Here is a 13,414-nt window from a genome sequence, read left to right on the forward strand (position 1 = left end):
TGGTCAGGTGATTGGTTCCTCAGTCATTGCTGATGGGCAAACTCGCGCTTTCTTGTGGGAAAAGAGCAGCGGCATGAGTGACCTGGGTACTCTGGGGGGTAACAGTAGTTATGCCACAGCCATCAACGACTATGGTCAGGTGATTGGTTCCTCAGTCATTGCTGATGGGCAAACTCGCGCTTTCTTGTGGGAAAAGAGCAGCGGCATGAGTGACCTGGGTACTCTGGGGGGTAACAGTAGTTATGCCACAGCCATCAACAACTATGGTCAGGTGATTGGTATTTCATCCATCGCAGATGGGCAAAGACTCGCCTTCTTGTGGGACAAGAACAGCGGCATGATTAACCTGGGTGCGCTGGAGGGTTTCGATAGCAATGGCGATATCATTAAATTTAGCGTTGCCACAGGGATTAACAACTATGGTCAGGTGATTGGTAGCTCACTCATTGCTGGTGGGCGAATACGCCCCTTCTTCTGGGACAAGAGCAGTGGTATCAGTCTCCTCAACGACTTGGTTTCCGCTCCTGGCTGGATACTAGACAGTGCATTAGACATCAACAATGCGGGGCAGATTGTTGGCTATGGCTCTTACAATGGTCAAACCCGTGGCTTCCTCTTAACACCCAAATCTGTTCCTGAACCATCTTCTGCACTGGGATTCTTGGCATTGGGTGCTGTTGGTGCTGGTGCTTTGGCGAAGCGCAAGTATAATTTTTGATGTTGTAGGGGCGGGTTTTACCAATCAATTTGCGGCACCAAGAGATATCTCGTTAAACCCGCCCCGCCTTTATACCATAGCGATCGCACCAGCTAAGATTGCTGCGACTCTGAAGGCAACTGAGATTGAATCGGATTAATCAACCCCTGAGCGGTACTAAATAGATTGATCGGATTTCTCCCATCAGTAATCAGAACGCTTTGTAAGCCCAAAGCTTGCAAAAGTTTTGCTTGCATTTCTGGGCCAGCTTGCGCGATCGCTTTTAGGGTTTCTGGGCCAATTGCTGCCACTTTTTGGCTAAATTCAACGCTACCAATTTCTGCCATTCGTTGGGTTTTTTCAATCTCCAGATTAATCAGCGCTTGTTGGTGAGTTAATTCAGCTTCCTGACGCGCTCTTAATTGAGCCAATTCTGCTTCGGCGCGAATTCTTGCCGCTTCGACTTCTTGACGCGATAAATTAACCGCCAATTCCCCTTGAATCCGCGATGCTTCTGCCTTGGCTCTAGCTTCTGCCGTCGCTTGTCCTGTGGCTTCAATTGCCATATTTTCTGCCTGTAATTCCAGCAGTTTTTTGCGTTCGGCTTCTGCCGCACCTCGGTCGATAATCACCTGACGTTCCAGTCTAGCTTTTGCACTTTGTTCAATGCGTTCTGCATCTTGACGTGCGGCGGCTTCTTGGGCATCGGTGGTAATTTGAATCGCGATTTGTACCGATTTTTGCAAACTTTCTAAGGTTCTTTCATCGACAGGTTCTACTGATTGGATATCAATGTTGGTAATCACCAGATTATTAGTTCTAATTCGGAATTCGTCTCGAATATGACCTTCCTCATCGGTTCCAAACACAGCCGTGCGAATAATTCGAGCTGAATTGCGATGAAATTCGTCAAATTTTTCTCCCGCTACAGCACCTCGCACGCGGGATGCGATCGCTTTACAAGCATCTCCCACAAAATCCGGCACTTGAAATAACTTTGCGGCGGCTTGTTCGTCGTGTCTGTCAACATCAAAATACCAGTTATAAGATAATTGAAGTTGAAGTCTAGCGTGATCGGATGTTTCCACAGTAAACACATCCGTCATAAAATCCGGCCCTAATAATAACGCCAGAGATTTGATTAAATTGGGTCGCTTAGGTTTGCCCCCAGATAAACTCAGCACCGTAAAAGATTCATCCGGCCCCAACATGACTAAATCCGGCCCAAAAACAGTGCGAGCGCTTCTTTCTTTATAATCGTGAATTTGTACCGCTGCATTTTGCGGAACGTGAAACACAACCGCTCTCGTTTTATCCCGCTGAGAACTTTGAACTCCTTCTCGATAATGCTGGCCTCGTTCGGAAACTGGATCGCTTTTTTGCATCAACAATTCCTCAATCGCAGGCGGTAAAACTTTTTCCCAAAGTTCTTCGTAAGGGCTTAACATATACGCTTGGGGGCCGCTGACCAGCCTTAATTCTCCGGTTTGAATATCTCGCACGTAAATCCCTTCATTCTTATCCAAGGGAATCGTTTTCCGTTTTTCCACGACTTCCAATTCCACGCGGGGAATGTAATCCCTCGGCCCGGAAATCATCCACAAATCCCCCGGTTGATGCTGAATTAAGTTATCAGCTTCTCCCTCACTAAAGGCTTCTTTAGCCCTGAGTAAAAGCGCTTCTTGTTCTCCCAAAACGTAAACTTTTTGAATCCCATTTTCTAGCGACTCACCGGGATGCAAGAAAAAAGATGTTCTTCCTTGACGAACTTCTCGCATTCCCAGCTGCGGTTTGCCTAAATCATCAATTGGGTTAACAACAATGCACCATTCTCTGTCACCCAGCGTGGTAATTTCCACTTCTCTGACGACTTCTTCATACACATCGGGAATGTGAATTTCTGCATCTTCAAACGTTACCAACCATTCATCTCCCGCTTTGCGCTGGCGATTAAAAATATCGGTAAACGTGCGTTTTGCGATCAAATGTAATGCTTTCCGTTCTGTCAAAACGTAAGCCTTAATCGTACCAACAACAGATTCATCAACCCCAGGTAAATAAGCGCCTTCTTCCCTCACCAACCATTCTTCACCGGCGCGGCGGCGATTTCCTTGTCTATCGGTGCAACTTTGGCGCGCTATCAGTCGCAAAGCTTGATTGGGTTTAATCACCTGCGCTGTGACAGTTTCTACCACTTCAACTTCGACGCGGGGGAGATAAGTTCTTGGCCCTTCAAATAACCATTCATCTCCTGCGAAACGATTAATTGTTTGAGTTTCAATTTCTCCATCAACGGTTACATTTATAGTTTCGGTAAAATCGCGAATTGCTCTTAAACGCAAAGCTTGATTAGTTTCTACAACTTCCAGCCGCATTACTTCTCCCAATAATTCCTCACCGGGATAGAGGGGAAAAGGGTCTTGAGCAAAGCGAATTTCTTCATCCCCATAGCGCAATCTCACCTGACCGTGAGCATCAGAAATGGGCTGATTATCTTCATCCCTTAGTACTGGATTTGCCACCAAACAATAATGGCGAGGCGGCACAATAATCATCGGTTCGGGTTTTAAAATCAGGCGTTCGTGGTCGCGCAAGGTAATCGTTTGCGGGCCAACTTCTAGGCGAGTGACGCCCGTATTGTTATCTAAAACGTGAATAAATTGCTGCGGTTTGAGGCGAATAACGCCACTCGTTGTACCCGGTAATTCAGATTTACGTTCGGTTGTAGTCATTTCCATGTTCTAATAAAAGGTGATAAAAGTTTGGCCTAGTAGATGCTTTTGTTCTTGAATGGGATTCCTACAGGGGTTTTGGTTGGCGATCGCTTGGCTACCCCAGGCGTAGGAGTTGAGTTGGCGGAAAATCTCCTAATCTGTTTTAGCCGACGATTCTCTGAATTAAGAGAAAGATGAAGAAATGTTTCGAGTTGATTGCCCGGTTGCGCCAAGTTGGATGTGCGTGTGTGAGAGCGATATGCCGACCGCACGCACTCGCGTTCGCGCCTGAGTTGGTGAAAAAGCGATCGCCTTCTCTCAAAATTAGAATTCAAGCTGCCAAGATCGCTCGATTCAGCCATCGAGAACCTGTCGCACCGGATATGGGCTATGCGGGTCGCTGAGGCCGCAGTAGAACGAGGGGTCAGAATCAAAGGTAAAGCCGCGCCGCGCGAAGCTGTGAGCCGCGCCGCCCGCAATGGCGTGACTTTCTGCGACCAATACCTGCTTACCGTAACGGGCGAGTCGGGCGGCGGCGGTTAGACCGCCGATGCCGCTACCGATGACAATCACATCTAAGTTCATATTTAGTTTGCTTGCTTTTTACTAATTAACTCAAGTTGCTAGTTATAAGCTTTGGCGGCGGTCATTGGTAATAACCCAAGTTGCTAGTTATAACTATCGTGGGTTGCCAAATTGCTAATCGCAAGCTTGCTAATTGCTGATGGGAATATTTTTCGGTTCTACCAGCCATTAGCTATTAGCCATTAGCCTGTCTTCAGCCCTAAAAAGATAACTAGCAACAAGCGTTAATTATTTATTTTTTACAATACAGGCTTGATGCAAGTTCAAGAAACCCGGTTTTTTAGATAATACCTGAGCCAATGTTCTGAAACGCCAAGATCCCCCAGGTTAAAACCTGGGGCTACACAAACAAAGCAAGGCGTAGCAGGCTGAAACTTTCTTTGGCTGCCAAGGCAGCCAAAGAAAGTGTAGCCGCACCCTTAAGGGTGTCGGCTTTGGCGAAGGTATGGTTAGAAAAACCGGGTTTCACCGGGTTCAAGAAACCCGGTTTTTTAGAAAAACCGGGTTTCTGGGGGGGGGCGATATGCCTGCCTTAGCTTGCGCGTGAAGCGAAGCTATCGCGTCAGCGAAACGCGCGTCCCAAACAGGTTTCCTGCAAGCCGTTTTCGTAAAAATATTTATTTGATTTTTGAAGATGCCGTGAAGAGCCTGTGAAGTTCTGGTAAAAGTAAAATCTAGTTGGCACCAAAATGGTAAGTTTACTGAAACATCTTGATAAATTAGCTGGAATTGAAGGTTATGTTTCGATGAAAAAGGAAAAAAATCAAGTGACTGAATTGAGCGCTCCCAGTGCATGAGGCTGAAAGAATAGTTCTAAAAAGCCCTCTTTGAGCATTTAGAAAACAGTCATGACAAAGTGATGCCTGTTTTCGATTCACATCACCTAGAAACCGGGTTTCAAGCTGCTTCCGCGAGTGCTAGGGTTGTGCAGATCTCTAGTTCCAAACCAACGATTTTTCGGAGAAACCCGGTTGGTTTGCGATTGTCCCGAATTTGTGAAAAATCAAGCAAAAGATGTGAGTTTTCGGCAACAGAAATAGCACAGACTCGCTCTCGGCGAATCCGATGAGCACCTCTGCGCACGAGAGCGAGTCTTTTCACTGTGCGCTTTGTTCTTTTTGTAGCAATCAATTTGGTAAGGAGAAATTATGAAAATACTCAATGCTTGCAAAGTTGGTATGGCACTAACTGCCGCAGCATTCTTGGGAATGATAACCGCCCAAAGAGCGGATGCTATTACTTTTTCTCTCACCGACCTGGGTACGCTGGGGGGTGACTTTAGTTATGCCTTTGCCATCAACGAGTATGGTCAGGTGGTTGGTAACTCATACACCGCTAATGGGCAAGGTCGCGCTTTCTTCTGGGACAAGAGCAGCGGCATGGTTAACCTGGGTACGCTGGGGGGTAACAATAGTTCTGCCTCTGCCATCAACGACTATGGTCAGGTGGTTGGTCAATCAAGCACCGCTGATGGGCAATATCGCCCCTTCTTCTGGGAAAAGAGCAGCGGCATGAGTGACCTGGGTAGTCTGGGGGGTAACTATGGCGCTGCCAATGGCATCAACAACTATGGTCAGGTGGTTGGTACTTCATCCACCGCTGATGAGCAAAGTCGCGCTTTCTTTTGGGAAAAGAGCAGCGGCATGATTAACCTGGGTACTCTGGGGGGTAACTCTAGCTATGTCAATGCCATCAACAACTATGGTCAGGTGATTGGTAACTCATACACCGCTGATGGGCAAGATCGCCCCTTCTTCTGGGAAAAGAGCAGCGGCATGATTAACCTGGGTACTCTGGGGGGTAAATCTAGCTATGCCTCTGCCATCAACAACTATGGTCAGGTGATTGGTGGCTTATACGACGCAAATGGGCCATATCGCGCCTTCTTGTGGGAAAAGAGCAGCGGCATCAGTGACCTGGGTACTCTGGGGGGTAACAATAGCTATGCCAGAGCCATCAACGACTATGGTCAGGTGATTGGTTGGTTATTCACCGCTGCCGTGCCATATCGCAGCTTCTTCTGGGAAAAGAGCAGCGGCATGGTTAACCTGGGTACTCTGGGGGGTGACTTTAGTTTTGCCACAGCCATCAACAACTATGGTCAGGTGCTTGGTTACTCAACCACCGCTGATGGGCGAATGCGCCCCTTCTTCTGGGACAAGAGCAGCGGCATCAGTGACCTCAACGACTTGGTTTGGGCTCCTGGCTGGATACTAACCGAGGCATCAGACATCAACAATGCGGGGCAGATTGTAGGCAGTGGCGTTTACAATGGTCAACAGCGAGTCTTCCTCTTAACGCCCAAGTCTGTTCCCGAACCTTCTTCTGCACTGGCATTCTTGGCATTGGGTGCTGTGGGTGCTGGTGCGGCGTTTCGCCAGCGGCAGCAACAGGATGCTTCTAGCCGCAATTGACCGATAGTGGAATTTTTTGACAATTCCAACCTTTAAAAGCCTTGTCGTTACGCACATCTGGTCAACTGTCGGTCAGCCACACAACCCGCCAGGGAATACATGATGCTGTTGGCTTTCTCGATCGGTGGTGTCGCCTACACCCGCCCGGAAATAAATTTCCGGGCTAATAGCAGAAGTCCACTTAAGTGGACTGGTAGAGAAGATTAGTCCGTTTTAACGGACTTGCGCTATTAGCCTGGGGTTTAAACCCCAGGCGGGTGGACAGCACCAGCCCGGAGGTTTAAACCCCAGGCGGGTGGACAGCACCAGCCCGGAGGTTTAAACCCCAGGCGGGTGTGGACAGCACCAGCCCGGAGGTTTAAACCCCAGGCGGGTGGACAGCACCAGCGATCGCACTGGCGGCTAACAGGGAAAGCGTCAATCGGATTCCTGAGAAAATGTGGGTAAGGGATGGGGAATTTCCATGCCGCAGCGGAGGGTACGACAAGCCTTTTAAAGTTTGGGATGGCATTGAACAAACTCTAAACCCGACAACCCTTTTAAGATCGAAGTAAAGAAATATTTCAGGGGTTGGGGTTATGAAACGCATCGTCTTGATCGCCGGGTTTGAATCCTTCAACGCTGACTTGTACCGCAAAGCCGCACAGTTAGCGGCTTCCCGCTGTCCGGAGTTGGATGTGCGGGTGTTTAGCGACAAATCCCTCACCACCTCACCCGAAGTCGTCGCCGACGCACTCGTTGGCGCAGATGTCTTCTTCGCCAGTTTAATCTTTGACTACGACCAAGTGATGTGGTTGCGCGAAAGAGTTCAGCACATCCCCATCCGCCTCGTTTTCGAGTCCGCCTTAGAATTGATGAGTTTAACCCAAATTGGTGCCTTCAAAATTGGCGATAAACCCAAAGGAATGCCCAAACCCGTTAAATTCATTTTAGATAAATTCAGCAACGGCAAAGAAGAAGACAAACTCGCCGGTTATATCAGCTTCCTGAAAGTAGGGCCGAAACTATTGAAATACATCCCAGTACAAAAAGTTCAAGACTTGCGAAACTGGCTGATTATTTACGGTTACTGGAACGCTGGCGGCACAGATAACGTCGCCTCCATGTTCTGGACAATAGCAGAAAAATATCTGGAATTAAAAGTAGGAGAAATCCCGCCCCCAGTTGAAACCCCCAACATGGGTTTGTTACACCCTGAATATCAAGGATATTTTGAATCCCCTCAGCAATATTTGGAATGGTATCAAAAGAATAATGCCATTAAGCCTCTTGTGGGACAGGCGTCTCGCCTGTCAATGGGAGAAATAGGCGGGCAAGATGCCCAACCCACAAGACCAGTAATTGGAATCTTACTTTATCGCAAACACGTCGTAACCAAACAGCCTTATATTCACAAATTAATTAACTACTTTGAGCAAGCAGGACTAATTCCCTTACCTATTTTTATTAACGGCGTTGAAGGACATGTCGCCGTGCGCGATTGGATGACAACAAAATATGAAACCGCCCAACGTCAACTCGGTAATATTGAAACACCTTCTCTATCTAACGAAGCAGCACAAGTAGATGCTATAGTTTCTACCATCGGATTTCCCCTCGTAGGTGGCCCTGCTGGATCAATGGAAGCCGGACGCCAGATAGAAATAGCGAAAAAGATTTTGACTGCCAAAAATATACCCTATATTGTTGCCGCACCCTTGCTAATTCAAGATATCCATTCTTGGACGCGCCAAGGCATTGGAGGATTGCAAAGTGTCGTATTATATGCCTTGCCTGAATTAGATGGAGCCATTGATACAGTGCCATTAGGCGGTTTAGTAGGAGAAGATATTTATCTAATTCCCGAACGAGTCAAGCGTTTAACTGGCAGGTTGAAAAATTGGATTGAATTAAGACAAAAACCTGCCTCTGAACGCAAAGTTGCCATTCTTCTCTACGGTTTCCCGCCTGGATATGGTGCAGTAGGAACGGCTGCATTATTAAACGTCCCCCGCAGTTTGCTTAAATTACTCCAAGCACTCAAAGAACAAGGTTACACAATCGGCGAATTACCCGAAGATGGAGAAGAATTAATCCGCCGCGTTAAAGCAGCAGATGAACCTCAAATTCGCAGCAAAAAAGAAGAACCAGTTATTGACTCGCTCCTTGATGCAAACGAATACAACACCGTCAACGCCAAAACCCTGGATAAATGGCTGGGTTACCTACTTACAACCCGCATCGAAAAGCAGTGGAAATCCCTCACAAGCAGCGGCATCAAAACCTACGGGGATGAATATCATATCGGCGGTATCGAGTTAGGAAACATTTGGATCGGCGTGCAACCACCATTGGGTATTGCAGGCGACCCGATGCGGCTAATGTTTGAACGGGATATGACGCCCCATCCTCAATATGCGGCTTTTTATAAATGGTTGCAAAATGAGTTTAAAGCCGATGCTGTGGTTCACTTTGGAATGCACGGAACGGTTGAATGGTTGCCCGGATCTCCGTTAGGAAATACAGGTTATTCTTGGTCTGATATTTTATTGGGAGATATTCCTAATTTGTATATCTATGCCGCGAATAATCCGTCTGAATCTATCCTGGCGAAGCGTCGCGGTTATGGGGTGCTTATTTCTCACAATGTGCCGCCTTATGGGAGGGCGGGGTTGTATAAGGAATTGGTGGCGCTGCGAGATTTAATTTCGGAATATCGGGAAGATCCGCAAAAGAATTATGCGCTTAAGGAGGCGATTTGTAAGAAGATTGTGGATACTGGATTGGATGCGGATTGTCCGTTTGAGGGTGCTAAAAAGTTGGGGATTGCGTTTACTACGGAGAATGTGCGGATGTTTAGCGCCCATGCATTTAATGATTATTTAGTCAAGTTGTACGAGTATTTACAAGTGTTGGAAACTCGTCTGTTTTCTTCGGGGTTGCATACCCTGGGTGAACCGCCGACGGATGAGGAATTGGCATCGTATTTTGATGCTTATTTTGGAGAGGAGGAGAATGAACCGCGAAGACGCGAAGAACGCGAAGAAGAGAGAAGAAGGATTGGAGAGTTGTTGGGACAGAATACGGATGAGTTGACAAATTTGTTGCGGGGGTTGAATGGGGAGTATATTCCGCCTGCACCGGGAGGGGATTTGTTAAGAGATGGTGCGGGTGTTTTGCCTACGGGGCGGAATATTCATGCTTTAGATCCTTATCGGATGCCTTCTGCTGGTGCTTATGAACGGGGGAGGGAAATTGCGCGGAAAATTATTGCTCAACACCTAGAAGAACATGGGGAGTATCCGGAGACGGTTGCTGTTATGTTGTGGGGGTTGGATGCGATTAAAACTAAGGGTGAATCTTTGGGGATTTTGTTAGAGTTGGTGGGGGCAGAACCCGTCAAGGAAGGTACGGGGCGGATTGTGCGTTATGAGTTGAAATCTTTGGAGGAGGTTGGGCATCCTCGGATTGATGTGTTGGCTAATCTTTCGGGTATTTTTCGCGATAGTTTTGTCAATATTATTGAGTTGTTAGATGACTTGTTTCAACGGGCGGCGGATGCGGATGAACCGGAGGAAATGAATTTTATCAGAAAACACGTTCTGGGGATGCGCGAGCAAAATATCCCCAATCCCACCGCGCGTCTATTCTCGAACCCCGCTGGCGATTTTGGTTCGCTAGTAAATGAGCGAGTTACTGATGGAAATTGGGATTCTGGAGAAGAGTTGGCGGATACTTGGGAAAGTCGCAATGCCTTCAGTTACGGCAGAAATGATAAAGGTCAATCTCGCAAGCAAGTCTTAAACCAGCTATTGCAAAGTACTCGTCGCGTGGTGCAAGAAATTGATTCGGTTGAATATGGTTTAACCGATATTCAAGAATATTATGCCAATACGGGCGGTTTGAAAAAGGCGGCGGAGAAACAACAAGGGAAGAAAGTTAATGCTAGTTTTGTGGAAAGTTTCTCGAAAGATACAACGCCGCGCAATTTAGAAGATTTGCTCAGAATGGAATATCGCACTAAGTTATTAAATCCCAAATGGGCAGATGCAATGGCGAATCAAGGTAGCGGTGGTGCGTATGAAATTTCTCAACGCATGACGGCGTTAATTGGGTGGGGCGGTACGGCTGATTTTACCGATAATTGGGTTTACGATCAAGCTGCGGATACTTATGCTTTAGATGCAGAAATGGCGAAGAAATTGCGCGAAGCAAATCCGGAAGCTTTTCGCAATATTGTCGGCAGAATGTTAGAAGCGCATGGACGGGGTTTCTGGGAAGCTGATGAGGAGAAGTTGCAGAAGTTGCGCGAATTGTATGAGTTGACAGATGAAGAATTGGAAGGTGTGACGATTTAATCAGTAGGGTGCGTTAGCGCTAACGTAACGCACCATCTTTTTAATAGGGTGTTTGAAAAGCCCAAGTTGTTTATCCAAAACCTGGTAGGGGCACGGCATTATAAATATTTCGGGTTTGTCAACCAATGTTTCAGATGCCGTGCCCCTACGTTTCAAACAGGTTATAAGCTAAGAATGCTGAGTCAACCACATCCGAATTTCATTGTTAGTCATGCGCTTGAAATACGGAATGTTTTGCATCTCCAAACTCTTAGCTTTATTTAGGGCTATGGCAACAAGCTGGCGATGTGGTTGTGCATCAACTTTCACATCTTTTTCTTGCTGAGAAACCATATTTGCCAGTTCCAAACCATGTGGATGGTCAAGCAGCTTGGTCAGCAATTCCAATGGATCTTGCATTTTACTTTGCCTCAGTAGAGTGAATAAAGTGAAAACAAAGCTTAACTTTCAAGGGCTGGTACTTCCTTAAAGCTAATCGCTAAGTAATATCAACGCTACAGTCAATTTGTTGCAACAGTCAAATACCAAAAAGAGCAATTTAACAGCATTTTTTTCTGAATATGCTGCTAAAATGCCCTGAGCAAAATTTTTCACCTTGTAACGCCCCATAACAGCTTAAAGCTGCTGCTTTCTAAGTACCAGTTAGAAAGTCAGGCATAGGGAGTTAAATTTAGTTCACTCTACTGACGGGGATTCAATCCCCTTACAGGGATTCAATTCGCTTACACTAATTCAATCCCTATCAGGGATTATATCTTATTCCCCCTGCGAATTTCCCAGGGGGTACTTGGGTTTTAATTACCCTACCCCCCATAACAAAACTCCCGCAACCGAGTAGCCGACTGCGGCAGTCCTTGATTTATTAGCGTTTCTAGATATTCATCAGGGGTTTTGGGTGGATTTCTTAGCCGCAGCCGTTGCTTTTGGGCGGCTTGGCAAACTGCGTCGGAATTAAGGTCAAGCAAGCGTAAGATAAATCTATCGGGGTGTATTGCTCGAATGTTGTATGGTGCAAGAATCTCGTTAGGAAAATCACTCAAGTTAAAAGTGACAATGAAACCCGCTTGACAACGAATTGCCGCCGCAAAGACGTGACAATCGCCTGGATATGGAAGCTGCAATTGTGGAATTAATTCTTCATAGTCTGTCACCAAACAATTTTTAACGTGTGCATTCATCAAATTTTTGGTTCTTGTAACCTGTTCCAGCGTCAGATCAAGAAGGTTTTGCAGTACATTTCTCATCCATTCCGAGTGGATTTCCTCTGTCCAACGGGCTTCAAATACAGAGGTAAGTGCTAGCTCAACCAAAAAATACCGCAGGGGTGATCAATACAAGACATTGGCATCATAAAGAACAATCAGATCTGTCATAGGTTAATCCTACAGACCCATTGCTTGGGATTCAGCAACCAGTTCATCCATAATTTGAGCGCGTCTCGCGTCATCCTGCTTTTTATACTCAATTACATCTTGGTAGCGCATCAGGTGAATGTTTCCCTCTATTTTGTAGGGAATTTTGCCAGACTTCATTAACTCCCATACCTGGTGACGGGTAATCCCCAAAATATCGGCGGCTTGATAAATTTCGATTTCTTTTGTATACGGTTTAATTTTGACCGGGTGTTCCATCCCCGTATGTACTAAAATCTCTACCAAGAGTTGCATGACATGAGCCGGAATTTCAATGGTTTTTCCGTTAGTTTCATCTTCCATCAGTTTGATGGTGCAACTGCCCGATTGATTTTCTAAGTAAGATGCCAAAATGTGGCTACTTGCTAGTGCCATAGCCGCTTCCGATTCGGTTGGTAAAATCGGGTCGCCAATTCGATAATGAGGAAGTTTCATATTAATTTGCTGCCAAATTCTAGTGAGCGATCGCATTCATCTTAGCAACTGTGCAATACAACTGCGTTCGCCAAGCGAAGCGAGGCATATCGCTACCCCAAAACACAACTGGGCGATCGCATCCAACATCGGCACGCGATCGCCCCCAATCCGCTTAATGATTCACTAGAACTTGATTCTGCGAGTCAAAATACTCATCACCTCACCAGAACCGGGTGCCGGTAACAAGGGACTCCACTCGTGAATTTGAGCAAACCGAACGACATAAAGCGTGCGAATTGTAGAAGTGACTCCTCTGTGGGAACCAATTACCAGAACCCGCACCACTTCGTAATCATCCGTCCCAGCTAGCAAACTGTCAGCAGCTTCTAGCGGCACAAAGGGGAAATTTCCTGATGGGACATCAGTCTGTAACATAGTTTATGTACCTCCTTTAGGTACGTCTATAGGTGGTAAAGTCGCGCTTTAGGTCTCCTACACCTTTGGCGCGGCGCTTTTTTTGGTTGATGATGGCATCATAGCATAAGTTACATAGATTGGTCAAGAGGTACATCAGTTGGCATATTTGTCGATGCCAATCGCGCCGCAACGCATAATATTTAATACGTGGACAATTTATGCAAAATGCCTACAAATAGATCTAGAACAACCGTTAGTTTTGACCCTAGCGACTATAAGGAACTAGAGGAGTGGGCTGATGAAGAATTCAGGTCTGTACCTCAGTTAATCCATGTCATTATCAAAAAGGCTTTAATTGAGCGCAGACAAAAATCTTCCTCACCTAGTAAGGACAGCAACGAGGGAAAGTGAAATAATGCAG

At 46.4% G+C, this 13,414-nt stretch carries 13 protein-coding genes and 1 pseudogene; 6 read left to right on the top strand and 8 right to left on the bottom strand.

Features of this window, described 5'->3' with window-relative positions; genetic code table 11:
- The coding region (locus MiSe_RS26110; RefSeq protein WP_226586133.1) for a PEP-CTERM sorting domain-containing protein at positions 1-718 on the top strand (718 nt) is incomplete at its 5' end.
- Between the two features lie 92 nt (positions 719-810).
- Here MiSe_RS26110 and MiSe_RS26115 read toward each other — a convergent pair.
- From MiSe_RS26115 to MiSe_RS26125, 3 genes and pseudogenes are all read right to left on the bottom strand, one after another.
- Entirely contained in the window at positions 811-3,429 is a 2,619-nt protein-coding gene (locus MiSe_RS26115; RefSeq protein ID WP_226586134.1) for a colicin uptake protein, read from the bottom strand.
- A 35-nt stretch (positions 3,430-3,464) separates the two neighbouring features.
- Positions 3,465-3,773 carry a hypothetical protein gene (locus MiSe_RS26120; protein ID WP_226586135.1) on the bottom strand — a complete coding sequence of 103 codons (309 nt, stop codon included), beginning with the start codon at positions 3,771-3,773 and terminating at the stop codon, positions 3,465-3,467.
- Positions 3,772-3,996, bottom strand: a pseudogene (locus MiSe_RS26125) (FAD-dependent oxidoreductase); the annotation flags it as partial. The pseudogene MiSe_RS26125 and the gene MiSe_RS26120, both read right to left, overlap by 2 nt.
- 380 nt (positions 3,997-4,376) lie before the next feature.
- Between MiSe_RS26125 and MiSe_RS26130 the strand changes: the two are divergent.
- Both MiSe_RS26130 and MiSe_RS26135 read left to right on the top strand, forming a co-directional pair.
- Complete coding sequence (locus MiSe_RS26130; RefSeq protein ID WP_226586136.1) at positions 4,377-4,532, top strand: hypothetical protein; 156 nt, start codon at positions 4,377-4,379, stop codon at positions 4,530-4,532.
- 612 nt (positions 4,533-5,144) lie between these two features.
- The gene (locus MiSe_RS26135; RefSeq protein WP_226586137.1) at positions 5,145-6,410 is read left to right on the top strand and encodes a PEP-CTERM sorting domain-containing protein; all 1,266 of its coding nucleotides are present in this window, start codon (positions 5,145-5,147) and stop codon (positions 6,408-6,410) included.
- A gap of 358 nt (positions 6,411-6,768) precedes the next feature.
- Here MiSe_RS26135 and MiSe_RS51185 read toward each other — a convergent pair whose 3' ends face one another.
- On the bottom strand, positions 6,769-6,897 hold the full coding sequence (locus MiSe_RS51185) for a hypothetical protein (protein WP_264196699.1): 129 nt from the start codon (positions 6,895-6,897) through the stop codon (positions 6,769-6,771).
- 91 nt (positions 6,898-6,988) lie between these two features.
- Here MiSe_RS51185 and bchH point away from each other — a divergent pair, with 91 nt between their 5' ends.
- The gene (bchH, locus tag MiSe_RS26140; protein WP_226586138.1) at positions 6,989-10,747 is read left to right on the top strand and encodes a magnesium chelatase subunit H; all 3,759 of its coding nucleotides are present in this window, start codon (positions 6,989-6,991) and stop codon (positions 10,745-10,747) included.
- A 168-nt stretch (positions 10,748-10,915) separates the two neighbouring features.
- On the opposite strand, the gene MiSe_RS26145 is transcribed toward bchH, so the two are convergent.
- The 3 genes from MiSe_RS26145 to MiSe_RS26155 form a co-directional block, all read right to left on the bottom strand.
- A complete protein-coding gene (locus tag MiSe_RS26145; protein WP_226586139.1) occupies positions 10,916-11,146 on the bottom strand; it encodes a hypothetical protein in 231 nt (76 codons plus the stop codon).
- Positions 11,147-11,550: 404 nt separating this feature from the next.
- On the bottom strand, positions 11,551-12,069 hold the full coding sequence (locus MiSe_RS26150; RefSeq protein WP_444980552.1) for a VapC50 family PIN domain-containing toxin: 519 nt from the start codon (positions 12,067-12,069) through the stop codon (positions 11,551-11,553).
- 60 nt (positions 12,070-12,129) lie between these two features.
- A complete protein-coding gene (locus MiSe_RS26155; protein WP_226586141.1) occupies positions 12,130-12,594 on the bottom strand; it encodes a helix-turn-helix domain-containing protein in 465 nt (154 codons plus the stop codon).
- A gap of 22 nt (positions 12,595-12,616) precedes the next feature.
- On the opposite strand from MiSe_RS26155, the gene MiSe_RS26160 reads away from it, so the two are divergent.
- Entirely contained in the window at positions 12,617-12,763 is a 147-nt protein-coding gene (locus MiSe_RS26160) for a hypothetical protein (RefSeq protein ID WP_226586142.1), read from the top strand.
- Here MiSe_RS26160 and MiSe_RS26165 read toward each other — a convergent pair.
- Positions 12,760-13,011, bottom strand: a complete 252-nt coding sequence (locus tag MiSe_RS26165) for a hypothetical protein (protein WP_226586143.1) — start codon at positions 13,009-13,011, stop codon at positions 12,760-12,762. The genes MiSe_RS26160 and MiSe_RS26165 overlap by 4 nt on opposite strands.
- A 207-nt stretch (positions 13,012-13,218) precedes the next feature.
- On the opposite strand from MiSe_RS26165, the gene MiSe_RS26170 reads away from it, so the two are divergent.
- On the top strand, positions 13,219-13,404 hold the full coding sequence (locus MiSe_RS26170; protein ID WP_226586144.1) for a ribbon-helix-helix domain-containing protein: 186 nt from the start codon (positions 13,219-13,221) through the stop codon (positions 13,402-13,404).
- Positions 13,405-13,414: the final 10 nt, after the last annotated feature.

This window comes from Microseira wollei NIES-4236 (genome assembly GCF_020521235.1).
Lineage (GTDB): Bacteria > Cyanobacteriota > Cyanobacteriia > Cyanobacteriales > Aerosakkonemataceae > Microseira > Microseira wollei.

What these genes read in the sequence shown, in the direction of transcription:
- MiSe_RS26145 (WP_226586139.1), bottom strand. Translation starts at nt 11,146, where the DNA reads ATGCAAGATCCATTGGAATTGCTGACCAAGCTGCTTGACCATCCACAT.
- MiSe_RS26170 (WP_226586144.1), top strand. Translation starts at nt 13,219, where the DNA reads ATGCCTACAAATAGATCTAGAACAACCGTTAGTTTTGACCCTAGCGAC.
- MiSe_RS26165 (WP_226586143.1), bottom strand. Translation starts at nt 13,011, where the DNA reads ATGTTACAGACTGATGTCCCATCAGGAAATTTCCCCTTTGTGCCGCTA.
- MiSe_RS26155 (WP_226586141.1), bottom strand. Translation starts at nt 12,594, where the DNA reads ATGAAACTTCCTCATTATCGAATTGGCGACCCGATTTTACCAACCGAA.
- bchH (WP_226586138.1), top strand. Translation starts at nt 6,989, where the DNA reads ATGAAACGCATCGTCTTGATCGCCGGGTTTGAATCCTTCAACGCTGAC.
- MiSe_RS26120 (WP_226586135.1), bottom strand. Translation starts at nt 3,773, where the DNA reads ATGGCTGAATCGAGCGATCTTGGCAGCTTGAATTCTAATTTTGAGAGA.
- MiSe_RS26135 (WP_226586137.1), top strand. Translation starts at nt 5,145, where the DNA reads ATGAAAATACTCAATGCTTGCAAAGTTGGTATGGCACTAACTGCCGCA.
- MiSe_RS26115 (WP_226586134.1), bottom strand. Translation starts at nt 3,429, where the DNA reads ATGACTACAACCGAACGTAAATCTGAATTACCGGGTACAACGAGTGGC.